The following is a 26,050-nucleotide window of genomic DNA, read 5'->3' on the forward strand; positions in this document are numbered from 1 at the left end:
ACGCTCCCGGCCGACCTACACCCTCATCTGGGAAGAGCCAGCAAAGCTCCACGGCGCAAGCAGCTCGCGTCAACTAGACCGGCGCTCTGGCGAAGCCTCCGCGTTCAGCAGCAAGCCACCGGCAACGGCGGAACGTTCATCGACCTTGCGCCGGGGCCACTGCCCCGAACGGCTGCAAACGTCTCGTGGCTCGATCAGGGGAGTAGCCGGGGGAGTAGAGGGAGTTCGTGATCACCCTGCGGCTATCCCTCGGGTTGTGAGGACCTGATCCGTGTGAGGGCTTCCGCCACGGAACGGGGCAGGACGGTTGCGAGCAGGCGACGTGGAATACCGGCAGAGGCCTGCAGTGCGGCGACCACCCGCGACGACGCTGCCCAGGTGGTCTTGTCGCCACTCGCGACCGGTGCGTACCGCACCTGCTCGAGCCTCCAGCGCAGCCCTTGAAGGGCTTCGAGCGCCCGCTCATCCCTGCCGAGGGCCTCCATGAGGGCGCGCTCTTGCGCACGCAGGGTTCCGGAGCGCTCGACCGGTATGCCGAGGTCGCGAGCGCTTGCGAGAAGCTCAGCCCAGGCGGACTCCGTCGAGCCCCTCGTTGCAGCCCGCCGTCGTCCGGCGCGCTGGTTGGCGCGGAGCAGCCAGGGGACCAGGAAGAGGAACGCGAGAAGAATCCATGCGGTGACGACCGGTGCGGAGGACATTCCGGTGGCCACAGCACCACCGGCTATCGCGGTGGGGGTCGGCGTGTTTGTGGTGGGCGTCGCGCTCGCCTCAGGTTCCTCTCCGGCCGCTGTCGTCGGGACCGCTTGGGGTGCAACGGATCCGCTCGATGAGGTGGCGCTCGGGAGCGTGTAGGACGCTGGAGCTCCACGACCTGGAGTGGGTTCGAAGGGCAGCCATCCGACGCCCTCAAAATACAGCTCCGGCCAGGAATGCAGGTCGGACGACATCACGCGGTAAGTGGTGACCTCGCTATCTGCTGATGGCTCAGCCGATCCGGGCTGATACCCGATGGCGAGTCGAGCAGGAATACCGAGCTGGCGCGCCATAACAGCCATGGCGGAGGCGAACGTCACGCAATACCCCTCGCGCACGGTGAGGAAGGCCTCGAGAACACCGACCCCGTCTCCGTCGTACCCTTCCTCGGCGGGCGTGTCCTCGGAGTAGGTGAACTCGGAGGAGCGGAAGTAGGCCTGAAGCGAGCGCGCCCGGTCATAAGCGTTCGCGTCGTCCGCAGTCACCTCGGACGCGGTGGTTCCGACAATCTCGGGGACGTCGTCTGGGAGCGCCAAGTACCGGTCGAACCCGGTCGGAACTGGCGCGTTCACGAGCTGCTGCGGGTCTGGCGCGAGGCGTAATGTCGTCACCTCATACTCATCACCGGCTCGTGTCATCCCGTCGCCTCTGATCGACCCGTCCTGCACATCCTGTAACCAGCCACCGCCGACGCCATCAAGGGACGAGACCGGATAGGGCACTGGAAGCCATCGACTCCGGAGCGTCTCGACCGAGACCTCGACCTCCTCCATCACGCGAGGGACGCTCTCGGTGAGCCCCTCCGGCGCGATAGGTGCAGAAATCGGCGCCGTCTCTTCCGTCTCGCTCGGCGCCCAGTTCTCGCCCTCGAACTCCGAAATAGTGAGCACCCGCAGATAGACGGGCGAATCGGATTCCGTCGTGTAGCGCAGAACCGTCACGGGGTCAGGCCGACGCAGATCGGCGCCGAGCGCGACGATCGGGTTGATAGAGCCGTTGAACAAAGCACCCGACGTGCTCGAAGACGACGAGATCCGTGCATACCCGGTTGCAGCGCCTGAGAGCGCCCCCGCCGCAAGCACCACGACTCCGACCACGGCGACCGACGGAGCCGCCGACGCGAGCGTGGGGCGCTGCGCAGCAGGGTCCTTCGGTCGGGCACTGACCGCGAGGATCGCCGCGTAGATCAAGCTGGTGAGGACGAGACTCTGCCAGGACACGTCAGCGGGGTCGATCACCGCAGGTACCGCAAGCAGCGCCGCAAGGAAAATCCCTGCGGCCGCGGGCAACCGTACGAAGAAGGCGAAGAAATCGACCGCCCAGGCGAGCACCACGACGCCTGCGACGAGCAGGAACACAATTCCGTCGTCAGCGACGGCTGGAAGCCCCTGCTGAGCGATCGAGGAAAAGCCACGAGCTGCCAGCGCTCGCCCATCGGCCAGCGCATTCGGGGTCGGGATGACGAAGAGCAGCGCTCGATCGGGCACGAACATCGCAGTCACAACGCTGGCCGCCGTCACACCGGCGAGAACAGGCGGAAGAACGGAAGGTGCCCCCAACACGCGAACCACGGCAGGGACAGCGAGAACGATCCCCGCCGCGAAAGCGAGCTGACCGAGCCACTCCAACCCCGTCAACAACCGTCCGATGCCTGACGCTGCGGACACGACGCCCAACCAGAACAGGACCGACAGAGGAACGGAGCCCGCCCGCGTGCCGCGGACGGCTCGGCGGCTCATGCAGCCACCTGGAGGGCGCAAACATCAGTTCGTGAACTGTTGATCACGGCGTTCGGCATCGCAGTGCTCTTGCACAAACTGCACGCGGCAAGATCCATCTCCTCGTCAAGCGCAGCTTCGCCGTTGAAGGCTGTCGATGACACAGGGTGACGAACGGGCGGGTGGTAGGCAGCTTCAATGAAACCCCCAGGCATGCTGATGCCGCGGTGTGAGCGGACCGGCGAAGAGCCGATACAAGGACTTGGTCATACGCGGATGATGCTTTCCGTCTCGGTGGACCAGATCTGAAAGTCGATCCAGGCAGAGTTCCACGGAAAGCCGACCAAAAGCACGGAGAAGTAGCCTAGCTGCCTAATAGCCACGCTGAAGGAAGGGCCCGACGGTCACAGGTCTCAGCGTCAACACCATTACCTGGCCGATCGAGACGAAGTCGATCGGGCACGTAGCCGACACCCTGACGCCCGCGGAACCGGTAAACTGACATAATTTAGATTATCGGAGATATATCGGTAGGACAGGGGGCCCTTGCAGCTGACGCAGGGCCGGCTCGTGGGCATGCCTCATCCGTAGGCGGACCCGAGGTTATTGCAATGCTCCGCACCTACGGCCGTCGTATCGGTGGCCTCCTGGAACATCAACCCAACCACTAGCTTGCCGCTGCGGTTAATACGCTGCCAGGTCACCCGCTCGCGACCACCGCCAATGTCGCACTCCATACGATGCCCGTCGCGGGTTGCCGACACCGGCCTTGGCGGTCATCGAGCATGGGCCGGGCTGCTGCGGTCCGTCATCCAGGGGTCTTGCAATTGGTGCAGGGCATGCACCAGTGCGCCCTCTACCGGCCCCCACGGCGACGACGGCAGGAACGTACCCGAGACGCGTCGACGTACAGCGCGAGCGTGGACTCCTCGACCTGACCGAAACCTGCGTCATTGGTGACCAGACCATCGGCGCCGACAAACGCCGCTGTGGCGGCGTGCGCTGCGTCGTACGAAGCCAGGCCGGAGGAGGTCATCGTGTCCACGACGAGGTCACCGACCTCCTCGAGCTCAATGCGTAGATGAGGCACCGTGTCGAGCAGGTCCTGCCACGAGTCCAGAAGCTGTTGGGTCAGCCGCCCGGCGCGTCGTCGCACACGCCCATCTGTACGAAGCTTCGGCCACGAGCCGGGGCCATGCTGCTCGCGAACCGCGACCTTGAACGCTATTTCCGCCAACTCGAGCTCAAGGAGCCGGTTGTAGTAGACGGTCGCCTCGTTCTCAACCAGCGCGAGCATGAAGGTTTGACTCACTGCATGCAACGGCTCCGTCGTGATGAGGACGTTCACCACGAAGGAGGTGTCGAGCACCACCTCGCTTGGAAGAGCGAGTGCTGAATCTTCGTAGGAGAAGACATTTCGGGCCAGCGCCGGTCTCCCGGGCGGCACCTACTCGGACCGCGACTGGGTGGCGGCCGCGCGATGCGCTGCTCGCTCCGTTGACGACGTCACCGGGTGGCGGGCGGCTGACGCTGCGGAGACGAATCGGCCCGTGACCGCAGAACGCGTCACGATGCGGCTAGTGGCTGCCGAGGCGGCGCTGCGGCGCTGCGCGGTCGTGCCTGACGGCTTGATGACCCGCGTTGCCTTTGCGCTGCTGCTCAGTCGGGAAGTCATATCGACAGAGTAAACCCATGAAGAGCCTCAGCTCAGAACACTCCTGGGAAGGTCCCGACGCCACGCAGTCCGAACTCTCGGGAAGGATCCCGACTACTACCGACTGCGGTCTCCACGATCGCGCGTCCGACCACCAGCCGACGGTGCAACGCCGCCGCCGCGGCTGGGCGTTGAACGCGCGGTGACCGCTTCGCGAGCAGGCCTTGCCTGATCGACGTCGGCGCGCATCCGCACCGCGATCTGCTCAGGAGTTGCGTGACCTTCCAAGCTCTTAACAAACGCTTCGCGCCGCTCGGAGCTGTCGTATCGGTTGCCGGCGTCAGCGCGTGCGGCGTCCGCGGTGGAGTCGGCCGCCGGCTCGCTCGCGGAAGTGTCGCGGTGGAGCTGCGCCTGGCTGCTGGCGTCGCTTGCCAGCTCCTGCAACTGCTCCGGGGTGCGGCCCTGCTCATCGCCGCCACGGGCCGCTGCGGCCTCGTAGGCGAGCGCCTGCGCCTCCAACCTTGCTGCAACATCCTGGACGTCGTTCGGCGCGTCCTGGGAGCGGGTGTCGGCCGCGCGGTCCAGCCGGTCCGCTTCTGCGATGAGCTGCACCGCTTCGGTGCGCTCCTCCCCCGCTCGAGCGCGTTCGTCCGCGATGAGGGAGGCGACGTCGACGCCGTAGCGGTCCTGGACCTCGCAGCCGATGGTCTCCATCGCGGCCTGGGCGCGCGGGTCGAAGCCGCGCCACGATTCGGCCGTCTCCGTGACGTTAGCGATGTCCTGAATGCTCGCGTTGTTCCACCACTCGGGACGGTTCACCACGTCGATCTGGGACATAGCGACTCCACGCTCAGCCTCGAACCGCGCCGCCAGCTCGCGCGCCGCGTCGGTGTCGCGCCGCTGCGCATCGCGGGCCAGGTCTTCGCGCAGTCGAGCCATCTTGTCGGCCAACTGCATCGCCACCGTCAGCGCGGTTCGCAGTGCCGTGTCGACGTCCTCGTGCACGCCCCCATCGGCGTCGTTGTGCTCGCTCATCCGGTCCCCTCGTCTCTTCTCGTACGTCCCATGACGGTGACGGTCACCGTTCGTGGCCACCGTCTCGGTCACGGTCCGGCTTCAACGTCGCAGCCGGCTCATAGTCCGGCGTCGCGCTCGGCTCGGACACCTTCTTCGGCACCGGCGATCCATCAGCCCAGCCGCGATCCGCGGCCATCCGCTTCTGCAACTCCCGCTGCTCCGGCGTCAACCGCGCCACCGCTTCCCGCTGCTGCTCCGGCGTCAATACGCCGGCCCGCTGGCGCTGCAACTTCGCCTCCTCGACGGCGGGCATGCGATCCCGAACCAGCGCCAACCGGTTCTGCATCGTTGCCCGCACATCACGCGCGCGGCGCGCGTCCCCGACCGCGGAGTGCATGTCGTGGATGCTGCGGCTGAGCTTCGCCAGCTCACGGAAGACCAATGCTTGGGCGGCGGTCGCGTTACCGCTGCGGCTGACCTGCATCAGCACCATCGCCTGCCCTGCGAGGGACCGTGACGACGCGGGACGTGGCTGCGACTCGTGCGCACTCAGGTGTGCCGACCGCGCGAGGGATCGCGCCGCGTCCGCCAGCGGTCCCGGCGTCGCCTCCAACCGCTGCGACCACGCCGCGAACGCCCCGGACGTCTCTCGAGCGACGTGAGCCCACTGCGCCCGATCAGTCGGCGGGACGTTCTTCATTCGCTCGTTCAACGCCGACAGGTCACGCGCGTACTCCGACCACACCTCCGGTGACAGCTCGCACGTCTCCCGGCCCGGTGCGACCGGTTCATAGCGCCACGGATTCTTCGCCGTCGCCCGCCACTCCTGCACGGCCGCGGTCGCCGTCTCAGGGCTATCCGGCCACTGCTTGCGCAGCTCCGGCAGCGTCAGATCACGCGCCAGCTTCCCGCCGCCGTGCCACACCACCGGCTGACTCTTCTCCGGCCGCAACGCGACGGAATAGCCGGCGACAACATCGTCCCGGCCGGCCGCGTAACGAGGGCGAATGAGAACGCCCGCCTGGCGCATCCGGCGCACGAACTCGCCCTCATCCACCGACGCCGCGGCAGAGGATCGCACGGCACGCTCCAACCGGTGCGCGTCGACCTCGACCGCGCCGCGACGCTGCGCGACCTCGCGTGCTGCGGGCTGGATACCGCGCTCCCCCAGCTCACGCTCCGGCTCGTGTAGACGCTCCAAGCCGTAGTCGCGCTCCAACTCCCGGCACACGGTCTGCGACAGCTTCTTGTCTCGCGGAATGTGCGCCTTGGTCCCATCAGAGCGAACCGTCGACACCGCGATGTGGATGTGGTCGTTCCCGTTCGCGGAGAGCCCGTGACGCACCGCGACCCACTGGCAATCCGCCTTGCCAGACGAGTCCCCCGCGAACCCCATCCGGTCCACGAAATCAGTCGCGATCCGGCCCCACTGCTCATCGGTCAACTGGCCTTCCTCGGCGCGCAGCGACAGCGAGCAATGCCACACGTCAGACTTCACCCGCTCGGTGCCGGTCTGCTCCCCCGTCTCCCGGTCGAACACCTTGACCTGACGGGTCACGTCGACGCCGAAGAAGTCGCGATTGTGCGTCAGTTTCCGCGCAATCTCCCGCGCCTCCGCGCGATCCAAGACCGACTCGCCGTGCATCGCCATGATCGCCGGGTCCCCCGCGATCAAGTGCTGCTCGGTGTGCTCGTTGGTCCGACCGGGGCCGGCGAGGTACTGCACCAGCCCACCCATGTCCCCGCCGTACGTGACGTTGGGGATCACTTGCCCTCCAACCGATCCAACGCTGCATACACGCGAGGCACCAACAGCTTGTACTCCGCCGCCAACCGCTCCGCCTCCACCGGGAACTGACCCTCCGTGTTCGCGAACCGCGCGAGCTGATTCATGTTGCTCGAGATGCGACCCATGAGCGTCTGGATCTGCTTCAGCTCCGAGCCGACCGCCCGCCACTCCGTATTCGTGCGTCGCTCCGCATCGGTCGCCGCCTCGAACATCAGCCGCGGAACCGTGACCTCCATCACCTCGGCCCGAGCACGCAACGCTGCATCCTCGGCCGGCGACACCCGCACCTTGTACGTCTTCTCGCGGCGCTGCTCCGCCGGCACGTTCGCCCGGCGCTTGCGACCGAACAGGCGACCCTCGTTCGTCATCCCGTCCTCCGTCCCTTGGCCCAGCGCAGCGAACCCGCCTACTGGCGGGGACCACACGTCCAGTGTGCACCCCGGCCAAGCGCAGCGCCAGGCCGGAAAGCAGCTTAGGGGACCTAACCGGCCAGCTTGCTCCTCCGGTTCCAATCGAAAGCGCCTTGCTCCTCCGGTTCCAATCGAAAGCGCCTTGCCGCCGAAGGTGGCTGGTGTCCGATCCGCGCAGCAGGATCGAGAGTGGTGGTCGCAGAGCGACTCGATTAATCTGGCGGCATGGCAGACAAGAGAATCGACCCCGACACCGCAGCCGCCTCCGCACGCGAACTGCTCGAACGATCCGTCGAAGAACGGGTCGCAGCAGTGCGCTCCCTCGTCGCGGCGACCAACGACGTCGACAGCGCAGACCAGGCAGCGAAGGACGCACGCGACGCCCACAGCAAAGCGTGGGACGCGGCGCTAGCCTCCGGGTGGAGCGACAAGGAACTGCGCGCCACCGGAGCCCGCGCTCCCGGCACTATCGGCGCCGCTCCTCGCGCTCGACGGTCCACCCGACGTGCGACGGAGGAGACACCGGCTCCTGCACCCGAGCACAGCGAATGATGCACGACCAAGCGCGCGCCTAGGCGCACGCGCTGCTCGCCTCGGCTTACCTGTGGCGCGTCCGTCACGTCCGGCCGTCCATCCGACGCGGCACTCTGGCCTCCGGAGCAAGACCGTCAAGAGCGCTCCGCGTCCCCTTCGGGGATGACCCTCCGGGTCACACTTGACGGCCTCGCTCCTCCGGCCGACGCTCTGCTTATCGGATGGATGGCCTCGCTCTAAGGGCTTCCTGGCTCAGCACGAACGATGCTCAGTCGGGCGTTCCCCAGAGGCGCGAGTCGGAGTCACTGACGTACTCGAACTGGTCAGAGCGGATGACCTCCCGCGCCTCCACGACGACAAGCTCACCCTGCGAGCCGTCGAGTGCCAGGCCGCAGACCGGGCACTCGAAAGCGAGCGGGATTAGGTCGATCGGAACAGCAGTGCTCACCCCGTGCATCTCCTCTCGCGTCGGCTTCGCTTCCTGCCATCGCAGCTCCCGCTCGCACGTCAACCAGCCGGACCGACCGCACGCCGGGCAGTCGCAGTCCAGGCGCTCCAGGTCCATTCCGAAGAAGTCGAACTCAGACAGTCGCCTCTCCAGCAAGCGCAAGGTGCTCTCCCGGTTCGACTCATCGAAGCCGTCGATCAGCTCCAGATAGGCGAGCCGCGCTCGGGCGATCTTGCTCGCGACCCGCGCGCGCGACCGGTCCTCCTTCTCGAGCTCCAACGCCTTCGCGATGGGCAGCCATTGCGCGGACCAGAATTCCTCTTTGGACGTGTCGAGAAGCGGAAGAAGTACGCCGACGACGCGCACGAGGTCCTGCGCGAACGTCTCCACGACAGCGCGATTCACCAGGCCCATGTGCGCGGCCGCGTTTCGCCCCGCGACGAGCGCTTTCGCATCCGTGTCGACCCTGGCTACGACCGGCTGCGCGAGGACGAGGAGCTTCATCGCTTCCGTGTAACTGATCGTGCGCAGCTCGGTGACCGACAGTGGCGGCGATAGGGCGACACCCGCCAGCGTCAAGACCGACTGAGCGTGTGTACGGTCCGCGAGTAGTGACGGATGGATCCGAGCGACCGCCGCCTTCACCAGATGCTCAACTACCGAGCCCGCGTCGAAGAGGCGCTGCAACAGCTCGCGCGGCTCGTCGGTCGTATAGCCCGTCAGCACTTCCCTCGCTGCGTCCTGCGCCGTCACCAGAAGATGCGCCGATAGGCGCTCCGGCATGATGCTCGCTGCCGGCCGCGGCGTCTCGGGCATGCTCACGCCGGGGTCTCCCGGGGCAGGGGCAACGTCACGTCCACGGACCGGGCGTCAGCGATAGCCGCGCGCTGCACTGCCCGATACACGGTGGAGCGAGCCACCGTGAACTGCTCGGCAAGCTCCGCGATCGAGTAGTTCCCCGACCGGTACTCCGCGACCATGTGCGCTTCGATCTTCGGGCTCAGCTTGGGCTTCTTGCCGCGCAGTCGACCCTTCGCCTTCGCGACCTTCATCCCCTCGCGCGTGCGGGCGCGGATCAAGTCGCCCTCGAACTCCGCGATCATCGCGAGCACGTTGAACAGCAGCCGGCCCACCGGGTCGAGCGGGTCGTGCAGCGATCCGCCGATGCACAGCCGCACTCCCCTGCGCGTCAGCTCATCCACGATGTCGCGAGCGTCCGTGATCGAGCGCGCGAGCCGGTCGAGCTTCGTCACGAATAACGTCGAGCCTTCATCGCACGCCTCCAGCGCTTTGCCCAGCGCCGGGCGGTCGCGATTTGCTCCGGTGAGGCCGGCGTCGACATAGATCCGCTCCGCCGGCACACCCGCTGCGAGCAGCGCGTCGCGCTGCGCCTGCACGTCTTGCTTGTCCGTCGAGACGCGGGCATATCCCACCAGTTCAGCCATCCGCTCAGTGTCGCAGTCAGCACCCCCTCACCGGACATTTCACCGGGCGGGTCTTACGGGACGACTCCCACCGCGAGAAATCGTGTGGAGTTGCTCGCTTGATGGCGGTGTTCTGTGATCGCCCGATGGCGCCGGTCAGCTCCCGATGACGAGGACGCTGGCGGCCGCTTCGATGACGTCGTCGGTGATCGTCTCGAGTTCGTTGATCTTGAGCACGCGGCTGATCTGAGGGAACAGGCGCTCGAGGAGGCGGAAGTTCCCGCGGGTGATCCGTTCGATGGCTGCGACGGCTTGGGCGTCGGTGAAGTCGTCGGGGTTGAGGGTGCGTCCGAGGCGCTTCCAGTGTCGGTCGAGGACGAAGAGGAGTTCCTCGTGGCCGAGGGCTCGGTAGCGGTGGGAGAAGCCGAGGCGGCTGTAGAGCTGGGGGTAGTGACGGAAGCGCTGGTCGATGCCGGGCATGCCGATCAGGATCATCGCGAGGTGGGTGCGGTCGTGTTCGTCGCGGAGCAGCTCGAGCGCGGTGGGCGTGAGCCGCTCGGCTTCGTCGACGATGAGCATCTCGACCCACCGCGTGGTGTCGCCGTTGTGCACGCCGGCGACCTTCCCGATGGTGCGGAGGTGTTCATCGATGCAGATGCCGAGGTGGGCCTGCCACTTTCCGATCTCTCGCATGAGGTCCTTGGGTCGCGGCAGCACCTCGGGTGTGTAGAAGACGGTGCGGGAGCGATGCGCGAGCGCGTTGTGTTTTGCGTCGTCCTCGCCGCGCGGGCCCCACGCGGTGAGGTAGGGCTCGAGGGTGTCCCAGTTCGCGTAGCGGCGGGCGGAGTTGGTCTTGCCGACGCCGGCGTCGCCGTGGCAGATGCCGATGGTGCGCTCCTTCTTCACCGCGTTCGCGAACTCGGCGAACCGGCGGTGTTCCTTGGTGACGATGAAGCTCTGGCTCATCACTCCTCCTCGTAGGTGCGGAGTCGTTTCTTGCGCGGGGTGGGGTCCGCGAGGCGGGGTTCTTCGCGGTGGGCGACGGTGGGGATGCGGTCGTTGATGGTGCGGCGGAGTTCGTGGCGGCGGGCGCGGCGGGCGGCTTCGATGTCGCGGAGGCTGAGGCGGATGTTGGGGTGGGCTTCGTCGACGGCGACGCAGATGAAGGTGTCGTGGTCGTAGACGCGGATCTCGGAGACGTCGCGGGGGTCGTAGCGGATGGTGATCGTGTGTCCGACGAACGGGGCGAGGGTGGGCGCGAGGTAGCGCTGACCCTGGAAGTGGATTCCGTCTCGTTGCACGGTCCGATGCGTGGGCACGGTGAGCAGCAGGCCGTCGAGCTCGTCGAGGGTGTCGGGCATGCGGGGTATCCAGCCGTCCGCGACCCATGCGTCGCGCGGGGAAACACCGAGCTCCTGGTGGGTGCGCTGGTTGTAGGTGGCGATGAAGGCGCCGATTGCCCGGTCCACGCCCGGAAGATCGAGCACGGGCTGCGGGCTGCGGTTCCCGGGGCCGAGGTGGCCGGGGAGGGTCGGGAGGACTTCGGTGTTGATGGTGCCGAAGAAGCGCTCGATCTTGCCGCGCCCCTGAGGCCGGCCGACGGTGGAGAAGATGAGCCGGAGGTGCAGCTCGACGGCGGTGCGTTCGAGGTGGTGGCTGGTGAAGTCGGAGCCGTGATCGACGTGCAGCACGTCAGGGATCCCACACATCGCCCACGCGGGGTCGGTCTTCCGCCAGATCGCCTGGCGCAGCGCGAGGGCGGTGTTCAGCGACGAGGGTGCTCCGGTGAAGACCATGTAGCCGCAGATCGCGCGGGAGTGATCGTCCATCACGGTGGTCAGCCAGGGGCGGTCGGGCTTCCCGTTCGCGCCGACGATGAGGATGTCGAGTTCGGTGTGGTCGGCCTGCCAGATCTGGTTCGGCCGCTCCGCCCGGCGGCGGAACACCAGCTCGTGCCGGTCGCGGTAGGAAGCAGGACCCTCCAACGCAAGGGTGACGAGCGCCGGGTCGAGGGCCTGCACGATCCCTCGGACGGTCGCGTAGCTCGGCACCGGCCTGCTGTCGCGCAGGCACTCCTCGACGGTGAGGCGATGCAACGTCGCGATCGACGGACGAGGCCGGGTCAGGGCGAGCCGCTCGATGGCGGCGACGGTCGCCGGATCCGTGCGCCGACCGCCCTTGTCTGTCCTCGCAGCGTCGTCGAGCCCGGCGAGCCCGTCCCTCTTATAGAGCTGATGCCAGCGCTGCAGCGTCCGCGTGCCGATGCCGCTCTCGCGGGCGAGGGCCGCGAGGGGGACCTGATCTTCGACGTGAAGTCGAAGGATCCGCCACCGCTCGAGGCCGTCCATCAGTCGCTACATCGCTGCACTCTCGCGGGCTGCGTGAGCCTGCTGGTGGCGATAGAGAGTCGCGCGACTCCACCCGACGAGACGAGCAGCGTCCTCAGCGGTGCGACCGCGCGCTCGCGCATCTGCGGCGATCGCGAGCTTGTCCGCGATCACGACCGGATCCGACAGAGGCCGACCGAACCGGGTGCCGTTCGCGCGGGCGGCGGCGATGCCGGCGTTGACCCGTTCCACGATGAGTTCTCGCTCGTACTCCGCGAGCGTGGCGAGCATGTTCAACATCAGCCGGCCCGTCGACGTCGACGGATCGATGCCGTCCGAGATCGAGCGGACCTGCACACCGCGCTCGCGCAGCAGGTTCACCGTGTTCAGCACGTCGATCAGGGAGCGGCCGAGACGATCGACTCGCCACACGACCACGGTGTCCCCGTCCTCGGCATACTCGAGGAGCTTCTTCATCCCGGTCCGCTCGATCGCGGTCTTGCTCCCCGAGGTGACGTCCGCGAAGACGTCGCGCTTCTGCACGCCGGCGGCGACGAGCGCGTCGAGCTGCAGCTGCGCGTCCTGACTCGACGTACTCACACGCGTATAACCCAGAAGCCTCACGACGTCATTCTGGCTCGGAAACACCCTCTGCGACCCCTTCTGAGACGAAACGCGGCAAGACGGCTTTCCGAGACAGACTCGCGCCCGAGATCTCGGCTCTAGCGAACCTCGAGTCGCATCTTGATTAGGCGTCTCGAAAAGCTACTGATTTTCTATACACGCTGGTCGAGATCAACCTCAAGCTCTACCCGAGCAAGCTGGACGGGCGTGACCTGACGTGCGGCTGCACTCAGCAAGGTGAGATCGCACATACCTGCTGTCGCGCTCCGCAGTTTCTGGCCTGCAGAGTCCGCGCCGGCATACCCGCCTCCACTGACGCCAGCCGGCGTGTCTGTCGACGTCGCACGCGCTCGCACGCCAGCGCAAGGGCCTGCCCTGCGGCTCGCTGACGCTCGTACCGTAAGAGACAAGGACGGGCGAAGAAGGGCGCTAGAACACGATGAGACCACTGCAGTTGACCATCTGGCACCGCCATTTCCTCCTTCCCGCCGAGACGGACCTCGAGCAGCTCACTGAACGAATCCAGGAAGCCGTTCGCCTCGGCGGCGCGATGATCGAGTTGCCCGGGCTGCCCCCGACCTCTGTGCTGATCTCCCCGGCGACACCGATATTCATCGAGCGTCTCGCAACAAACGAAGACTCCGTCCTCTACCCCGCCGTAGACGACTTCCCCGAAGCACCCGACTACAACGGATTCTGATCCAACGCAACGAAGATGCGTTCAGTGGATAGCCGCAACGGCGATGAGGGGCCGGAGTTCGCGATCATCGCCGGACAGATGTCCGCGCACGACGCTCTCGTGCATCAGGCGAGCGGTTTCATCGGCGCCGCCCTTGGTCTGCACCCGACTGATGCTCTGACGGTCCTCACGCGAGAAGCGCAGCGCCTCGACGTCGAGCTCCGCGTCCTCGCCGTCGACATCTTGGAGAGACGCCGCCCCCTGCCCACGGTGGAGTGAACGAGACCACAAGTCGTTTCGTTGCTAGTCTGACACCCCCGGTCGGCCGCAGTCTCGGACGAAGCGCCCGAATCGTGTAGCCCGATCATCTCACCCAAAAGGGGACTTAGTTAGCCTTTCTAGTGAATCTAGGCTGCAACCGGCTCGATCGGTCATCCCTGTGCACTGGTCGTCTGACGCTTGGGAGCGAGTGGGACCAAGCGGCAGCGAGGGGTGCACCGACCCGAACGATGCACCCCTCGCTGCGATCGTGACACTACGAGAGCGGCAACCCCCGGTGTGCGTCATCAGCTTCAGAGCATCATCCGGAGGCGGCGGACTGGACCGCAACACCAGCAGCGCTCCAGGTGGCGTTTCTAACCTTCGCTTGGCCGCCGCGAACTGCCAAGCGTTGAATTCGCCCGGCGGCCGTACCGCGCGCAGGATGCTCTTGGGTTCGACAAGGTCAAGCAGCATCCTGATCGATAGGAGAGGGGCTGCGCTCGGGTGAGGAGTCCTCTCTGGTCAGCGTGATTCGTCGTCGCAGTGCCAGGATCAAAGGGATTCGAAGGAGAGCCATGCGCTACATGCTGTTCATCTGCAACGACCCCACTGGGGAGCCCTACGACGCCGAGCACGACGATGTCGGCGAGTGGGTCGAGGCGCTGCAAGCATCCGGCTCGTATGTGCTCGGTGATCGGTTGCGACCAGCCGAGGACGCCAAAACCGTGCGCGTGCGCGGAGGGGAACGCATCGTCGTCGACGGGCCGTCCAAGGACAGTTCCGGGCAGGTGGCCGGTTTCGACATCGTGGAGGCTGATGATCTCGATGCGGCGGTCGCGATTGCCTCTGAGCATCCGATGGCGCGTTTCGGGCTCGTCGAAGTGCGACCGGTCTGGCCCTTCTAGAAGGGCGCCTGGCGGCGCCGACGTCGGCCGAGGCCTCGCGTCCGCTGACGCTCCGCGGATCCTCCAGCAGAAGGCGCAGTGACCTGAAACCGACCTATGCGTCCTCGCCGTAGACATTCTGGAACGCCGTCACCTCTTGCCAGACGTCGAGTAGTGGCCGCGAAAGTATCCAGCCGCAGGTGCGACGCGGTGTTCCCCACGAATACGAGGACCAGACAGGGGTGTCCGGTCCGGTGTGTCAGGCGAGGGTGAGGAAGAGCTTCTCGAGCTCTTCCACGGTGAGCTTGCGCGGAGGGGCGTCAGCCATGTCGTCGTCAGAGTCCGCGTCGTCGGTGATGAGGCACTGACGCATGGCGGTGGAGATGATGGCGAAGCCGGCCCGATCCAGGGCGCTGGAGACGGCGGAGAGTTGGGTGACGACGTCGCGGCAGTCGCCGCCGTTCTCGACCGCGCTGATCACGGCGGTGAGCTGTCCTTGGGCGCGCTTGAGGCGGTTCGCGATCTTCCGGATGGCGTCCGTGTCGTGGAGTTGGCCAGCGGTGTCGGTCATGCTCGTCCTTCCTGTTCGCGGCGCAAGGTGCGCATCGAGTGCTCTGTGGCTGCGGGTGCGCGATAGCTTCCGGATCAGAGTACCCCTGGGGGTATCGGTGTGGAGGCTGTGGTGCGATTCTCGATCGCTTGGCCGGCCCGTTGCGAGAGCGTCAGCGGGTGAGGAGTCCCGCGATGCTGACGGACGCGACGAACACGGCGACGAGGAGGACGAGTACGGCGAAGACGATCTTGACGGTTCTGTCCGGGAGGCGGGAGGCGTAGCGGGAGGCGGTGAGGGATCCGGCGATGGCGGCGCCGCTGAACAGGAGGATGACGGGCCAGTCGAGGGTGGCGCCGGGGAGGTGGGCGCTGAGGCCTGCGACGGAGTTGATCACGATGATGACCAGCGAGGTGCCGACCGCGGTGCCGGCGGACAGGCCGAGAAGGAGGATGAGGGCGGGGGTGATGAGGAATCCACCGCCGATGCCGAGCAGGCCCGTGAGGAATCCGACGACCAGGCCGACTCCGATCGCGCGGAGCGCGTAGAGGCGGACCCGGTGATCGTGTCCGGTGGGTGGGGCGGTGAGCATGCGGATGCCGGCAGCGACCATGAGGGCGGCGAAGAGCAGCATCAGCACGTCCGGGTCGAGGACCTTGTTGACCTGGGAGCCGACCCACGCTGCGGGGATTCCTGCGGCGCCGACGAGGGCGGCGGTGCGCCAGTCGATCGCGCGTCGCAGTCGAGGGATCACGGCGGTGAGCGCGGCCAGTCCGACCACTATCAGGGACGCGGGGATGGCCTGCTCGGGAGGCAGGCCGACGCCGTAGACGAGGGCGGGGACGGCGATGATCGAGCCGCCGGCGCCGACCAGGCCGAGGACTGCTCCGATGAGGAGTCCGAGAGGGAGGGAGATAAGGGTCATGCGCTCTTCCGGGGTATCGAGTGGGTGAGGGCGCTTTCCGCGAGGTCGGCGAGAGCTGACGCGGTGAGGACGCCGGCGTGGCGGTGCGCGACCTCCCCGCGGCGCAGGAGGAGGACTGTGGGGACGGTGCGTATTCCGGCTGCTCGGGTGAGCAGCGGCTCGGCTTCGGTGTCCACGGTGGCGAAGAGGATCGACGGGTAGTGCTCGGAGAGGCTCGCGAACACGGGCGCGAAGGCGCGGCAGGGGCCGCACCAGCTCGCCCCGTAGCTGATGAGGGCGACGTCGTGCGCTGTCGTCTCGGTGTCGAAGGTGTCTGCGGTGAGGGTGTGGACGGTCATCGATCCGAGGTCAGGTGGTGGGGAGGCCGGCGAGGGTCCAGGCATCCATCCCGCCGACCATCGTGTCGGCGGTGAAGCCGGCGCGGGTGAGTGCGGCCGCCGCGACGGCGCTGCGACGTCCGCTGCGGCAGACGACGATGATCGACTGAGTGGGCGAGAGCTCGGAGAGGCGCTGCCCCAGCTGCCCCATCGGCACATGCAGGGCGCCAGGGATCATGCCGGTGGCGACCTCCTCGTTCTCGCGGACGTCGACGATCTGACTCGTCGGACGACGACGGTCGGCCTCGGCAACGGTGATCTCGTTCATCGGTTCTCCTTCGTGTGGTCAGCGGGGTGATGCCTCGCTGGGAGGGTCAGCGGATGGGTTCGCCGGCGGAACGCCAGGCGGTGATGCCGCCGCGGAGCGAGTAGGCGGTGTAGCCGCGCTGGGCGAGAAGCCGCGCGCCGGTGGCGGATCGTGCGCCCGAGTGGCACATGAGCACCACGGGACGGTCCTTTCGGATCCCGGCCCTCTCGGTCAGCAGGATGTCCAGAGGCACGTGCTTCGCTGCCGGGACGTGTCCGGTGCGCCATTCCTGCGCGGTGCGCACGTCGACGAGGGTCGCGCCGAAGAGGACGAGCTCTTTCGCTTTCGGAACGGAGACGCCGGTGAACGAGCGGCGGAGCAGACGAGTGAAGAATTCGATCACGCCGCGCTCCGCGCGGGGATCTGGCCGATGGCGGTGGTGGCAGTGGGTTCGACGGCGGCCTTGTTCCACGGCAGTCGTCCGAGGACGGACGCCATCGGGCAGCTGTTCACCGCGGCCGAGAACGTCAGGCCGGCTCCGATCGCGCCGGACAGCAGACGCAGCGGAGAGGCGATGACGCGTCCGCCGACAAGGCCCAGGAGCACTAGGACGCCGGCGGCGAAGCGGACCTGGCGGTCCATCGCCCATCGTCCAGCGCCTCGAATGACGTCGCCGCCGGCGGCGGCGTAGCCGGGTACTCCGTCAGCGAGGACGTAGGCGCCGGTGAGGCCGGTCGCGGCCAGGCGCTGCCGAGCCTGCTCCGCACGGACTCCGGACTGGCAGGCCAGCACGACGCGGCTCCCGAGGCGCTCGGCGAGCTGGTCGGTGTGCTCGGACAGCAGCGGCAGGGGCACGTTGAAGGAGCCGCGGATGTGCAGCGATTCGAACTCCGCTGCGGAGCGCACGTCGATGACGAGCAGGTCTTCGTGCTCGCTGACCCACTCCTGGAGGGTGCTCGAGTCGACGGTGAGTGGGGAAGAGGTGGTGGTCATGGTTGCCCTTTCGGGAGCGCGGCGACACCGCAGGCGGATGTCGCCGATGATCAGAAACGAGGAGGTGGGCCGTGGCCGGCACAGGTGAGATGCCGGGCGGCGAGGCCCAGCGACCCGGCGAGAGGAGACTCGCGCGCGGGCGGCAGCCGGGTGTCTCAGGTGGTGGGTGCGTCGGCGTTCTGCTGGGCGCGGGAGTAGCCGAGGTAGCTGCCCTCGATCTCGATGACGGGGAACCCGGCTCGGCGCAGCGCCTGGCTGGCGATGATGTTGCGGGCGCCGCTCTGGCAGTAGCTGATGATCGTGCGGTCCTTCGGGAGCCGGTCGGTCTCCCACAGCACCCGTCCCGCGCCGATCCGCGTCGCTCCAGGGACGTGGCCGGCCGCGTACTCGCTCGCCTCGCGCACGTCCAGCACGAAGGCGTCCTCGATATCCCCGACCTTGTCGGGGGCGATGGTGGCGGAGGGGCGCGTCTCGAGCCCGTCGAGGGTCGTGAGGTAGCCGGCGTAGGAGTCGATTCCTACGCGGATCAGGTGATCGCGCACATGATCGGCCTGCTCCGGCCCGTCGACCAGGAGAAGGAGGGGGCGCTTCTCCTGCTCCGGGTCCACCGCCCAGGCACCCCACGCGGCGGTCTTCCCGATCGCGGGGATCGCCAGGGCACCGGGTACCGAGCCGGCGCGCACGTCGGCCGGAGGGCGGGTGTCCACCAGGACCACGTCGTCGTCGCGGAGCAGCTCGGCGGCGTCCTCGGGTGTCACCGCCGCGAGTTCGGGCAGCGGGCCGAACACGGCGGGGCCGTCGCGGTTCTCGCGCTTCATGCGGGCGAAGTAGGCGTGCGCGTCGGGCTGCCCGTCGAGTAGCTCGCGGACGAACCCGTCGCGGTCATCTGCCGCGAGGTAGGGGCCCCACCAGGTGTAGAGGCGCTCGTAGCCGACGGTGGTCGACGCGATCGCTCCGAGCGCTTTGCCGCAGGCGCTGCCCGAGCCGTGCGCGGGGTGGATCTGCACGTGGTCGGGGAGGGTGAGGAGGACGCGCTTGAGGCTGTCGAAGAGGTCCTGCGCGCCCTGGAACCGCGTGTCCTGACCGCCCGCAGCTTCATCCAGCAGATCGGGGCGGCCGAGGTCGCCGACGAACACGAAGTCGCCGGAGAGCAGGTAGCCGGGATCCTGAGTGAGGGCGCCGTCGGTGAGCAGGAACACGAGGTGCTCCGGAGTGTGACCGGGGGTGTGGCGGGCCTGCAGGCGGAGGTTGCCGACGGGGATCACGTCGCCGTCGTGCAGCCGGGTCGCGTCGAAGCCGTACTGCCAGTCGACCCCGCCCTCCCCCGAGACGAAGATCTCGGCGTCGGTGGCGCGGGCGAGCTCGCGCGTACCGGAGAGGTAGTCGGCGTGGATGTGGGTCTCAGTCACCGCGATGATGCGCATCCCGTTGCGGGCGGCGGTGTCGAGGTAGATCTGGACGTCCCGTCGCGGGTCCACGACCACCGCGTCTCCGGTGGCCTGGCAGCCGATGAGGTAGCTCGCCTGGGCGAGGTCGTCGTCGTAGAAGCGTTCGAGCAGCATCACTTCCCCTTTCAGTAGGAACTCGTGATCAAATTATACCCCCGGGGGTATTTTGTCGAGTGTGGCCGCCGGGCTGGGTTCCGGACCCTCCGAGCGCGATCAGGGCATGCTGCGTCAGTTGGGCAGCCTGTCCTGGCTGGCGATCCGAGGGCCGCGGTGCTTGCATGACCCCCATGTCGACCGGCTCAGCACCTCCGCCCTTCTCTCCCCGCGCGGAGCCGCACGACAGTGCCATCTCGGGGCGACTGAACTGGTTGCGGGCGGGCGTGCTCGGCGCGAACGACGGCATCATCTCGGTCGCCGCGCTCGTCGTGGGTGTCGCCGGTGCGACGACCGCGACGGCGCCGATCCTGACGGCAGGTGTCGCGGGCGTTGTCGGTGGGGCGATCTCGATGGCGCTTGGCGAGTACGTGTCGGTGAGCAGCCAGAGCGACAGCCAACGTGCGCTGATCGCGAAGGAGCGCGTCGAGTTGGCGGAGGATCCTGCCGGGGAGCTCGAGGAGCTCGCCTGGCTGTACCAGGCGCGCGGCCTGACCCCGGAGACAGCGCATCAGGTCGCCCGCGAGCTGACCGAGAACGACGCTCTGACCGCACACCTGGAAGCGGAACTCGGGTTGAACGAGGAAGCGGTCGCCAGTCCGCTCGCCGCCGCCGGCGCCTCAGCGCTGGCGTTCTTCCTCGGCGCCGTGCTGCCGCTGCTGGCGATCCTGCTCCCTCCGCCGGAGCTGAGGGTTCCGGTGACCTTCGTGGTGGTGCCGATCGCTCTCGCCGCGACCGGATACATCAGCGCACGGGTCGGCGGCAGCCCGGCTCTGCGCCCGGTGATCCGCATCGTCGTCGGCGGCGCTCTGGCTCTCGCTGCCACATTCCTGATCGGATCGCTGCTAGGCACCTCTGGCGCCGTATAGAACCGATTCACGACCACTGCGACGCCAATGAGCGATGCAAAAACGGCGCCACACAGCGCTGTCAATCACAAGGCTCTGCGCTTCTTCGCCGTCTCGTGAACGATCGTTCGCGGACCTTCCGCCTACGTCAGTGGTCGCGGCGGAGGCGAAGCGCGATCCATAGTCCGCATCGGCGGCAGATGAAGGCGGCTCCGTTGTTGAGCTGGTGGAGCTGGCGGCGGTTCTTGGGTCGGCCGCAGCACGAGCAGGTCAGAGGAGTGTCAGTGGGCACGAGAGGTGATCGCGTCGATGATCTGCGCGGTCGTCGGCGCCCCCGCGAGTCCAACTGGAGTCGCGTAGACGCGGCAGGCGAGGTCGTTCGTGCGTCCGGTCGTGGGGAAGAGGTCGGTCCCGTCGAGGGTGATCGTGGGCGATCCGGCGAAGGGTGCATCCGCGGCGTCTTCCGACGTTTGCAGCAGCCGGGTCTCGACCACCGCATCGGGGTGCCCTGTGGCGACGAGAGCTTCGCGGAGGCGCCCGATCGCTTCCGCTGAGTTCGGGCACGCGTCGATGTGGAGAACTTCGAATCTCATCTGCTGATCATGCGCCTCTGACGTGTGTACCCGTCGGGTCACGGACGAGCCGGGGAATCAGCCGGACGAACACGACCATGCCGACGAGCTCCACGAGGGTCTGCGTGACGACGACGACAGGAGCGAGCGCGAGTGATGCGGGCAGCGCGAGCGCGAGCGGCAGGACGACGAGGGAGTTGCGGGTCGCGCCGCTGAACACGAGTGCGCGGGTCGCGGAGTACTCGAGGCGGAAGAGTCGCGCGACGCCCAGACCGGCGGCGGCCATGACGACGAGGAAGCCGGCGTAAATCGGGACGAGGACGAGCAGCTGTCCGGCGACCGCGCCGACGGCGCCGACCTGGGAGGCGACGACCACGAACAGGGTCCCCATCATCAGCGGCACCATGAGCCCGAGCATCGTGGACTCGATGACCCGGCCCGCCCAGTGCCGCCGACCGAGGGCCTGCACGAGAGCGGCCGCGGTGAGCGGTACGACGATGAGCAGCAGGAACGCGCGCGCAAACGGACCAATCTCGACCACGGCGACGCCCTCCAATCCGAGGAAGAGCAGCAGGTATAGCGGGAGGAGCAGGATCTGCGCGAGCATCAGCAGCGGTGCCGCGGCGAGCAGCCGATCGGAGGCGCCGCCGGCAAGGCCGGCGAAGACGATCACGTAGTCGATGCACGGAGTCAGCAGCACCAGCAGCACCCCGAACAGCAGTGCAGGACTGTCGGCCACGAACCGGGACAGGCCGTAGGCGATGACGGGCACAACGACGAAGTTCAACACCCCGACCGCGGCGAGGAAACGACCGTCGCGCAGCGACCGGCCGATCGCAGCGAACGGGACGCCAAGGAACGTGGCGAACAGCAGCAGCGCGAGCACCGGCTCGATCGCGATCTCCAGGCTGTGCGCGGCGGGCAGCAGCAGTCCGAGCGCAGCTCCAGCGGCGATCGCGGCGAGGTAGAGCGGGATCTGGCGGTGTTCGAGCCAGGCGACGAGCGCGCTCACGACAGCACACCGGGAAGAAGGAAGGGCACGGGGTGCAACGGTAAACGTTCGAGCTGCTTGAAGGTCAAGCGGGGGTTCGAGTCGTAGGGTCGGCGTGTGCGGATCTCGGACGTCAGCAAGCGCAGCGGCGTCTCCGCGACGGCGCTGCGGTACTACGAGTCCATCGGGCTCATCACCCCGGGCCGAAGCGGCAACGGGTACCGCGACTACGACGCGGACGTGCTCGCACGCCTGGACCTCATCGAGTCCAGCAAGGAACTCGGCCTCCCGCTCGAGGACATCGGCCGTCACCTGCGCACCCTCGAGACAACCTCCTGCACCGACGTCCGCGATGCGCTCCGCCCGCTCCTCGCGGAACGAGTCCGGCAGCTGGACGAGAAGCGCGCGCGACTGGATGAGCTGCGCTCTCGCCTCGACCGCGCCGACCACGACCTCGCCGCGTGCCCCGACCGGGACGAGCTCTGCTCGACCGAGTGCATCTTCCGCACCCGCGGACAACACCAGTGACGACAGATCGATCGGGTGCGCTCCGTGCACCCCGAGCATCAGTGCTCCCGCGGCGTGTTCACGTCTGCGAGCCGTTCGAAGCGGCTCATCGGCGTTGTTCTGCCGCTGGTGGTGGCGGAGGTCGCTGACATGATGACCGGATGCTGATCGCGTACGTGGACGAGTCCTACACCCAGGACTTCTACTTCATCGGCGCTGCCGTAACGACACAGGAGAAGTGGGAGCAGCTCGAGCACGGCTACGCCGCTCTCCGGGAGCAGATCGCCGCGGACCACGGGGTCCCGGCGGATGTCGAGTTCCACGGGCACGAGCTGATGGGCGGCGCCGGCGAGTGGGCTCCTCTGCGGGGGAAGCATCGTGAGGCGGCCGGCATCTACGCGGCCGCGTTGCGGATCGCGCAGGAGGCTGAGGTCCGCTACCTGTTCCGCGGCGTGGACGTGAAGCGTCTGAACGCTCGGTACCGGTACCCGGAGCAGCCGCACAAGATCGTGCTGCAGCACCTGCTCGAGCGGGTGAACGAGTACCGCCGTGACGTCTTCTCCTTCGATACCGAGGAGGTGATCGTCGTAGCCGACGAGATCGCGACACAGGAGGAGCACCGGCGGCAGTTCGAGAGCTACCGGTCACTGGGCACGCCGGGCTACCTGACGAGCCGCCTTGACCTGATTTCCTCCCCGATCCAGTTCGCGTCCTCGAGGAACGCCGCCGGGGTGCAAGCGGCCGACCTCGCGATCTACCTGCACCGGCGTCGGCAGACGGTGACGGAGACGCACCCAAAGTCCGCGGCGACGATGGCGCGCCTGGGCGCTCTGATCGACGCGTCGACGTCGCACGACCGGATCTGGACGCCTTAAAAACGAAGACCCCGCTAGGCGGGGTCTTCGGCTGGCAACGTTCCGGGAACCGGCCCGTTGTGACGATCACGATACACGCGGATCCTGAGCGAGTCACGGCCTCACGGGCGCCGCCGCTCGATGAGGATCGTGTCGCGCCAGCGGCCGGCCGCAGGCCCGTACGTCATCTGCGCGACGCGCTCCCGGATGCCCACACGCCGGAATCCCGCGCGATCGTGGAGGGCGAGACTGGCGGTGTTCTCGGGGAAGATGCTCGACTGGATCATCCACAGGTCCGCGTCGTTCGCTGCGGCGATGAGCGCGGCCAGCAGCCTCGATCCGACGCCGCGGCCGCGTGCGGCGACGGCGATGTAGACGGAGTGCTCGACCACGCCCCGGTAGACGGACCTGGCCGAGACCTTCGACAACGCGGCCCAACCGAGGATCTGTTCTCCGTCGACAGCGACCAGGCGCCCGACGTCGAGCTTCCCCGCATCGAACGCCTCCCACGTCGGCGGTTCGGCCTCGAACGTGGCATGCCCGGTCGCGATCCCCTCGCGGTAGATCGCCTCGACCGCCACCCAATCCCCGGGGATCATTGGCCGAATCGCGGTCATGAGCAGCAGCTCCCTCCGGCGGATCCGATGTCGGTGGAGCAGACGCCGGTTTCGGGAAGCACGAGCTGCACGCGCCGGGCCGCGGCGTGATCGCCCGCGAGTTCGTCCGCGATCGAGCGGACCTGCTCATAGCCGGTGACGAGCAGGAAGGTCGGCGCCCTGCCGTACGACTTCATCCCCGCGATGAAGAAGTTCGGCTCCGGGTGGGCGAGTTCCGCGACGCCGTGGGGGTCGACGGTGCCGCAGGAGTGCAGGTTCGGGTCGATGAGCGAGGCGAGTGCGCGGGGCGCTTCCACAATCTCGTCCAACGAGACACGGATCTCGCGCAGCATGTCGAGGTCGGGCCGGAAGCCGGTGGCCTGCACGACGACGTCGACTTCCACGCTCTCGCGCTCCTTCCGGCGCCGCCCCATCACCGTGACGCCGCCGGAGGGGGTCTTCTCGAGGCGGTCGATTTCGAAGCGGTCCAGGAGAGTGATGGCGCCGTCGCGGACGAGCTGGTGGACGGTGCCGCCGAGCTTGCCGCGCTCTTCGAGCTCGTCATCGCCGGAGCCGAAGACGCGCAGAGGGCTGGTGCCGCGAATCGCCCACGTGATCCTCGTCTCCGGTTCCTCGCGGGCGAGACGGGCGAGCTTGATCAGGGTGTTCGCGGCGGAGTGGCCCGCGCCGACGACGAGGACGCTCTTCCCGGCGAACCGGGCACGGTCGGCGCCGAGCACGTCCGGCAGTGCGTGACTGAGGTGCTCAGCGACATCGAGGACACCGAGTGGGTCAAGGCCCGCGGAGGCGAGCGCGTTGGGGGTCGAGTAGGTGCCGGAGGTATCGATCACCGCGCGGGCCGTGACATCGACGGCGCCCTCCGGAGTGTCCAGGCGCAGCAGGAACGGTGTCGCAGCGCGACCGGTGGAGCGGGTGCGATCCATGCCCTCACGGGACACGGCGGTCACACGGGAGCGGTAGCGGATGACCGGGGCGAGCTGCGAGGTCGCGGCGAGCGGGGCGAGGTAGTCGCGGACGAAATCGTGCCCGGTCGGCAGCTTCGTCGCCGCGGGCGCTTCCCAGCCGGCGGCGTCGAGCAGGCGTCCGGCAGCGGAGTCGACCAGGTACTCCCACGGCGAGAACAGGCGAGTGTGACCCCACTGCTGCACCGCGGCGCCGGCGCTCTCGCCCGCTTCGTAGACCACGACGTCGAGGCCGCGCTCGAGCAGCTGCGCGGCCGCGGCCAGGCCAACGGGGCCGGCGCCGATGACGGCGACGGGCAGGTCGGTGAGGCGCCGCTCGTCGGTGCGGGGCGGGACGGTCAGCAGCATGGTCATCAGGTGGACTCCTCAACATCGACGATCATCGATGGACCGAGTCTGCCCCGGTATATCGATGACTGTCAATGTGTGGGAGGGTGGAGGCATGGCGACGACCGAGCTGACGCTCACCGAGGCGGCGGCTGCGTGCTGCGCGCCGCTCGCGCGCGAGCCGCTGAGTGCCGAGGGCGCCGAGCTGCTGGCGCGCGCGTTGAAGGCGATGGCGGATCCCGCGAGGCTCCGCCTGGTGTCGATCGTGGCGTCGAGCAGTTCGGGTGAAGTGTGCGTGTGCGACTTCACCGAGCCGGTCGGGCTGAGTCAGCCCACGGTGTCGCATCACTTGAAGATCCTCGTGGACGCCGGGATCCTGGCCCGCGAGAAGCGTGGCACCTGGGCGTACTTCTCCCTCGTTCCCGGCGCGCTCGACTCCCTGGCCGGGATGCTCACCCGCGTCTGATCAGGCGGCCGTGACCCTCGCGGCGAGAGTGTCGACGCGGGCGGCGAGCTCGTCGTAGGCGGCATCGAACGCGGCGTCCGTGCCGGCGGGCACCGGGTCGGGGATCGACCAGTGCAGCGCCTCCGAGCCGAGCTCCTCGTGCGCGGCGTCGCAGACGGTGACGATGAGATCGGTATCGGCGGCGACGTCCACGAACTGCTGCGGGGCTCCTTCGGGCAGCGGGAGGCCGTGGCGTTCGGCGGTCGCGATCGCGCCAGCCGCCACCGCGGTGGCCGGGTGCGTGCCTGCGGAGGCGACGGGGATGGGGCTGCGTTGCGCCCAGAGCTGCGCGGCGAGCTGGGAGCGGGCGGAGTTCGCGGTGCACACGAACAGCACCCGCCGCGCGGCCGCGGTAGTCGAGGGCCCGAGCTGGTCGAACGCCCCGGGGATCAGGTGGACGTAGCTGCGGCGCCGGTCCGCCTCCGAGCGACGCCGGAGGATCATGCCCTCGCGCTCGAGGACGGCGAGGTGGTGCGCAACGAGGTTCGAGGGCATCCCCAGCCGGTCCTGCAGCTCCCGCGGCGCCAGGTCCCCGAGGGTGAGGAGGTCCGTGATCCGGAGTCGTGCGGGGTCGCTGAGGGCGGCGTGCCGGGCGGCTCGCGCTTCCAGTTCGGTTCGCTCGGTGTTCATTGACTCAATCTTGACTGAGCGA

General features: G+C 67.9%; 30 protein-coding genes. 8 read left to right on the plus strand and 22 right to left on the minus strand.

Annotated features, from left to right (window positions below):
* Positions 1 to 242: 242 nt before the first annotated feature.
* Both GSU68_RS18430 and GSU68_RS18435 read right to left on the minus strand, forming a co-directional pair.
* Positions 243 to 2,492, minus strand: a complete 2,250-nt coding sequence (locus GSU68_RS18430) for a DUF3488 and transglutaminase-like domain-containing protein (protein WP_159910401.1) — start codon at positions 2,490 to 2,492, stop codon at positions 243 to 245.
* A gap of 835 nt (positions 2,493 to 3,327) precedes the next feature.
* Positions 3,328 to 3,843, minus strand: a complete 516-nt coding sequence (locus tag GSU68_RS18435; protein WP_159910402.1) for a PIN domain-containing protein — start codon at positions 3,841 to 3,843, stop codon at positions 3,328 to 3,330.
* Positions 3,844 to 4,021: 178 nt separating this feature from the next.
* Between GSU68_RS18435 and GSU68_RS18440 the strand changes: the two genes are divergently transcribed.
* Positions 4,022 to 4,159: a hypothetical protein gene (locus GSU68_RS18440; RefSeq protein ID WP_159910403.1), complete on the plus strand. Its 138-nt coding sequence runs from the start codon at positions 4,022 to 4,024 to the stop codon at positions 4,157 to 4,159.
* 83 nt (positions 4,160 to 4,242) lie between these two features.
* Here GSU68_RS18440 and GSU68_RS18445 read toward each other — a convergent pair whose 3' ends face one another.
* The 8 genes from GSU68_RS18445 to GSU68_RS18480 all read right to left on the minus strand — a co-directional run bounded on the left by GSU68_RS18445 (position 4,243) and on the right by GSU68_RS18480 (position 12,698).
* Positions 4,243 to 5,160 carry a hypothetical protein gene (locus tag GSU68_RS18445; protein ID WP_159910404.1) on the minus strand — a complete coding sequence of 306 codons (918 nt, stop codon included), beginning with the start codon at positions 5,158 to 5,160 and terminating at the stop codon, positions 4,243 to 4,245.
* A 43-nt stretch (positions 5,161 to 5,203) separates the two neighbouring features.
* Complete coding sequence (locus GSU68_RS18450) at positions 5,204 to 6,910, minus strand: relaxase/mobilization nuclease domain-containing protein (protein ID WP_159910405.1); 1,707 nt, start codon at positions 6,908 to 6,910, stop codon at positions 5,204 to 5,206.
* On the minus strand, positions 6,907 to 7,299 hold the full coding sequence (gene mobC, locus GSU68_RS18455; RefSeq protein ID WP_159910406.1) for a plasmid mobilization relaxosome protein MobC: 393 nt from the start codon (positions 7,297 to 7,299) through the stop codon (positions 6,907 to 6,909). The genes GSU68_RS18450 and mobC overlap by 4 nt, the downstream gene beginning before the upstream one ends.
* 844 nt (positions 7,300 to 8,143) lie before the next feature.
* Positions 8,144 to 9,145: a hypothetical protein gene (locus GSU68_RS18460; protein ID WP_159910407.1), complete on the minus strand. Its 1,002-nt coding sequence runs from the start codon at positions 9,143 to 9,145 to the stop codon at positions 8,144 to 8,146.
* On the minus strand, positions 9,142 to 9,768 hold the full coding sequence (locus tag GSU68_RS18465; protein WP_159910408.1) for a recombinase family protein: 627 nt from the start codon (positions 9,766 to 9,768) through the stop codon (positions 9,142 to 9,144). The genes GSU68_RS18460 and GSU68_RS18465 overlap by 4 nt, the downstream gene beginning before the upstream one ends.
* A gap of 135 nt (positions 9,769 to 9,903) precedes the next feature.
* Complete coding sequence (locus GSU68_RS18470; RefSeq protein ID WP_159910409.1) at positions 9,904 to 10,713, minus strand: AAA family ATPase; 810 nt, start codon at positions 10,711 to 10,713, stop codon at positions 9,904 to 9,906.
* On the minus strand, positions 10,713 to 12,095 hold the full coding sequence (locus GSU68_RS18475; RefSeq protein WP_159910410.1) for a Mu transposase C-terminal domain-containing protein: 1,383 nt from the start codon (positions 12,093 to 12,095) through the stop codon (positions 10,713 to 10,715). Before GSU68_RS18475 ends, GSU68_RS18470 begins: the two co-directional genes overlap by 1 nt.
* Before the next feature lie 6 nt (positions 12,096 to 12,101).
* A complete protein-coding gene (locus tag GSU68_RS18480; protein ID WP_070409155.1) occupies positions 12,102 to 12,698 on the minus strand; it encodes a recombinase family protein in 597 nt (198 codons plus the stop codon).
* A gap of 454 nt (positions 12,699 to 13,152) precedes the next feature.
* Here GSU68_RS18480 and GSU68_RS18485 point away from each other — a divergent pair, with 454 nt between their 5' ends.
* The 3 genes from GSU68_RS18485 to GSU68_RS18495 all read left to right on the plus strand — a co-directional run bounded on the left by GSU68_RS18485 (position 13,153) and on the right by GSU68_RS18495 (position 14,543).
* Positions 13,153 to 13,398: a hypothetical protein gene (locus GSU68_RS18485; RefSeq protein ID WP_159910411.1), complete on the plus strand. Its 246-nt coding sequence runs from the start codon at positions 13,153 to 13,155 to the stop codon at positions 13,396 to 13,398.
* Positions 13,399 to 13,422: 24 nt separating this feature from the next.
* Entirely contained in the window at positions 13,423 to 13,656 is a 234-nt protein-coding gene (locus GSU68_RS18490) for a hypothetical protein (protein ID WP_159910412.1), read from the plus strand.
* Between the two features lie 557 nt (positions 13,657 to 14,213).
* Positions 14,214 to 14,543 carry a YciI family protein gene (locus GSU68_RS18495; protein WP_159910413.1) on the plus strand — a complete coding sequence of 110 codons (330 nt, stop codon included), beginning with the start codon at positions 14,214 to 14,216 and terminating at the stop codon, positions 14,541 to 14,543.
* Positions 14,544 to 14,781: 238 nt separating this feature from the next.
* Here the strand turns inward: GSU68_RS18495 and GSU68_RS18500 are convergent, their stop codons facing one another.
* The 7 genes from GSU68_RS18500 to GSU68_RS18530 all read right to left on the minus strand — a co-directional run bounded on the left by GSU68_RS18500 (position 14,782) and on the right by GSU68_RS18530 (position 19,176).
* Positions 14,782 to 15,093: a metal-sensitive transcriptional regulator gene (locus tag GSU68_RS18500; protein WP_159910414.1), complete on the minus strand. Its 312-nt coding sequence runs from the start codon at positions 15,091 to 15,093 to the stop codon at positions 14,782 to 14,784.
* A 151-nt stretch (positions 15,094 to 15,244) separates the two neighbouring features.
* Positions 15,245 to 15,997 (minus strand): sulfite exporter TauE/SafE family protein, encoded by a 753-nt coding sequence (locus GSU68_RS18505; protein ID WP_159910415.1) that lies wholly within the window; start codon positions 15,995 to 15,997, stop codon positions 15,245 to 15,247.
* Positions 15,994 to 16,335, minus strand: a complete 342-nt coding sequence (locus GSU68_RS18510; protein ID WP_159910416.1) for a thioredoxin family protein — start codon at positions 16,333 to 16,335, stop codon at positions 15,994 to 15,996. The genes GSU68_RS18505 and GSU68_RS18510 overlap by 4 nt, the downstream gene beginning before the upstream one ends.
* 10 nt (positions 16,336 to 16,345) lie before the next feature.
* Positions 16,346 to 16,642 (minus strand): rhodanese-like domain-containing protein, encoded by a 297-nt coding sequence (locus GSU68_RS18515; RefSeq protein WP_159910417.1) that lies wholly within the window; start codon positions 16,640 to 16,642, stop codon positions 16,346 to 16,348.
* 46 nt (positions 16,643 to 16,688) lie between these two features.
* Entirely contained in the window at positions 16,689 to 17,024 is a 336-nt protein-coding gene (locus GSU68_RS18520) for a rhodanese-like domain-containing protein (RefSeq protein ID WP_159910418.1), read from the minus strand.
* The gene (locus GSU68_RS18525; RefSeq protein WP_159910419.1) at positions 17,021 to 17,614 is read right to left on the minus strand and encodes a rhodanese-like domain-containing protein; all 594 of its coding nucleotides are present in this window, start codon (positions 17,612 to 17,614) and stop codon (positions 17,021 to 17,023) included. The genes GSU68_RS18520 and GSU68_RS18525 overlap by 4 nt, the downstream gene beginning before the upstream one ends.
* Positions 17,615 to 17,769: 155 nt before the next feature.
* The gene (locus GSU68_RS18530) at positions 17,770 to 19,176 is read right to left on the minus strand and encodes an MBL fold metallo-hydrolase (protein ID WP_159910420.1); all 1,407 of its coding nucleotides are present in this window, start codon (positions 19,174 to 19,176) and stop codon (positions 17,770 to 17,772) included.
* A 173-nt stretch (positions 19,177 to 19,349) separates the two neighbouring features.
* Here GSU68_RS18530 and GSU68_RS18535 point away from each other — a divergent pair, with 173 nt between their 5' ends.
* Complete coding sequence (locus GSU68_RS18535) at positions 19,350 to 20,084, plus strand: VIT1/CCC1 transporter family protein (RefSeq protein WP_208544737.1); 735 nt, start codon at positions 19,350 to 19,352, stop codon at positions 20,082 to 20,084.
* Between the two features lie 260 nt (positions 20,085 to 20,344).
* On the opposite strand, the gene GSU68_RS18540 is transcribed toward GSU68_RS18535, so the two are convergent.
* On the minus strand, positions 20,345 to 20,656 hold the full coding sequence (locus GSU68_RS18540; protein WP_159910422.1) for a thioredoxin family protein: 312 nt from the start codon (positions 20,654 to 20,656) through the stop codon (positions 20,345 to 20,347).
* Positions 20,657 to 20,663: 7 nt separating this feature from the next.
* On the minus strand, positions 20,664 to 21,647 hold the full coding sequence (locus GSU68_RS18545; protein ID WP_159910423.1) for a bile acid:sodium symporter: 984 nt from the start codon (positions 21,645 to 21,647) through the stop codon (positions 20,664 to 20,666).
* A 96-nt stretch (positions 21,648 to 21,743) separates the two neighbouring features.
* On the opposite strand from GSU68_RS18545, the gene GSU68_RS18550 reads away from it, so the two are divergent.
* Both GSU68_RS18550 and GSU68_RS18555 read left to right on the plus strand, forming a co-directional pair.
* Positions 21,744 to 22,154, plus strand: coding sequence for a MerR family transcriptional regulator (locus GSU68_RS18550; RefSeq protein ID WP_159910424.1), 411 nt, complete (start codon positions 21,744 to 21,746; stop codon positions 22,152 to 22,154).
* A gap of 140 nt (positions 22,155 to 22,294) precedes the next feature.
* Entirely contained in the window at positions 22,295 to 23,008 is a 714-nt protein-coding gene (locus GSU68_RS18555; protein WP_159910425.1) for a DUF3800 domain-containing protein, read from the plus strand.
* 101 nt (positions 23,009 to 23,109) lie between these two features.
* Here GSU68_RS18555 and GSU68_RS18560 read toward each other — a convergent pair whose 3' ends face one another.
* Positions 23,110 to 23,604 carry a GNAT family N-acetyltransferase gene (locus GSU68_RS18560; RefSeq protein WP_244259535.1) on the minus strand — a complete coding sequence of 165 codons (495 nt, stop codon included), beginning with the start codon at positions 23,602 to 23,604 and terminating at the stop codon, positions 23,110 to 23,112.
* Positions 23,601 to 24,920: an FAD-dependent oxidoreductase gene (locus GSU68_RS18565; protein ID WP_159910426.1), complete on the minus strand. Its 1,320-nt coding sequence runs from the start codon at positions 24,918 to 24,920 to the stop codon at positions 23,601 to 23,603. Before GSU68_RS18565 ends, GSU68_RS18560 begins: the two co-directional genes overlap by 4 nt.
* Positions 24,921 to 25,008: 88 nt before the next feature.
* Here GSU68_RS18565 and GSU68_RS18570 point away from each other — a divergent pair, with 88 nt between their 5' ends.
* Positions 25,009 to 25,359 carry a metalloregulator ArsR/SmtB family transcription factor gene (locus tag GSU68_RS18570; protein WP_159910427.1) on the plus strand — a complete coding sequence of 117 codons (351 nt, stop codon included), beginning with the start codon at positions 25,009 to 25,011 and terminating at the stop codon, positions 25,357 to 25,359.
* On the opposite strand, the gene GSU68_RS18575 is transcribed toward GSU68_RS18570, so the two are convergent.
* The gene (locus GSU68_RS18575; RefSeq protein ID WP_159910428.1) at positions 25,360 to 26,028 is read right to left on the minus strand and encodes a helix-turn-helix domain-containing protein; all 669 of its coding nucleotides are present in this window, start codon (positions 26,026 to 26,028) and stop codon (positions 25,360 to 25,362) included. It abuts the gene before it with no gap.
* Positions 26,029 to 26,050: the final 22 nt, after the last annotated feature.

It is taken from the genome of Rathayibacter sp. VKM Ac-2759 (assembly GCF_009834225.1).
Classification (GTDB): domain Bacteria; phylum Actinomycetota; class Actinomycetes; order Actinomycetales; family Microbacteriaceae; genus Rathayibacter.

Coding starts and splice junctions, on each gene's coding strand:
- GSU68_RS18430 (WP_159910401.1), bottom strand. CDS start 2,492: ATGAGCCGCCGAGCCGTCCGCGGCACGCGGGCGGGCTCCGTTCCTCTG.
- GSU68_RS18445 (WP_159910404.1), bottom strand. CDS start 5,160: ATGAGCGAGCACAACGACGCCGATGGGGGCGTGCACGAGGACGTCGAC.
- mobC (WP_159910406.1), bottom strand. CDS start 7,299: ATGACGAACGAGGGTCGCCTGTTCGGTCGCAAGCGCCGGGCGAACGTG.
- GSU68_RS18465 (WP_159910408.1), bottom strand. CDS start 9,768: ATGGCTGAACTGGTGGGATATGCCCGCGTCTCGACGGACAAGCAAGAC.
- GSU68_RS18470 (WP_159910409.1), bottom strand. CDS start 10,713: ATGAGCCAGAGCTTCATCGTCACCAAGGAACACCGCCGGTTCGCCGAG.
- GSU68_RS18475 (WP_159910410.1), bottom strand. CDS start 12,095: ATGGACGGCCTCGAGCGGTGGCGGATCCTTCGACTTCACGTCGAAGAT.
- GSU68_RS18495 (WP_159910413.1), top strand. CDS start 14,214: ATGCGCTACATGCTGTTCATCTGCAACGACCCCACTGGGGAGCCCTAC.
- GSU68_RS18500 (WP_159910414.1), bottom strand. CDS start 15,093: ATGACCGACACCGCTGGCCAACTCCACGACACGGACGCCATCCGGAAG.
- GSU68_RS18505 (WP_159910415.1), bottom strand. CDS start 15,997: ATGACCCTTATCTCCCTCCCTCTCGGACTCCTCATCGGAGCAGTCCTC.
- GSU68_RS18510 (WP_159910416.1), bottom strand. CDS start 16,335: ATGACCGTCCACACCCTCACCGCAGACACCTTCGACACCGAGACGACA.
- GSU68_RS18515 (WP_159910417.1), bottom strand. CDS start 16,642: ATGAACGAGATCACCGTTGCCGAGGCCGACCGTCGTCGTCCGACGAGT.
- GSU68_RS18525 (WP_159910419.1), bottom strand. CDS start 17,614: ATGACCACCACCTCTTCCCCACTCACCGTCGACTCGAGCACCCTCCAG.
- GSU68_RS18530 (WP_159910420.1), bottom strand. CDS start 19,176: ATGCTGCTCGAACGCTTCTACGACGACGACCTCGCCCAGGCGAGCTAC.
- GSU68_RS18535 (WP_208544737.1), top strand. CDS start 19,350: ATGTCGACCGGCTCAGCACCTCCGCCCTTCTCTCCCCGCGCGGAGCCG.
- GSU68_RS18540 (WP_159910422.1), bottom strand. CDS start 20,656: ATGAGATTCGAAGTTCTCCACATCGACGCGTGCCCGAACTCAGCGGAA.
- GSU68_RS18555 (WP_159910425.1), top strand. CDS start 22,295: ATGCTGATCGCGTACGTGGACGAGTCCTACACCCAGGACTTCTACTTC.
- GSU68_RS18560 (WP_244259535.1), bottom strand. CDS start 23,604: ATGACCGCGATTCGGCCAATGATCCCCGGGGATTGGGTGGCGGTCGAG.
- GSU68_RS18565 (WP_159910426.1), bottom strand. CDS start 24,920: ATGACCATGCTGCTGACCGTCCCGCCCCGCACCGACGAGCGGCGCCTC.
- GSU68_RS18570 (WP_159910427.1), top strand. CDS start 25,009: ATGGCGACGACCGAGCTGACGCTCACCGAGGCGGCGGCTGCGTGCTGC.
- GSU68_RS18575 (WP_159910428.1), bottom strand. CDS start 26,028: ATGAACACCGAGCGAACCGAACTGGAAGCGCGAGCCGCCCGGCACGCC.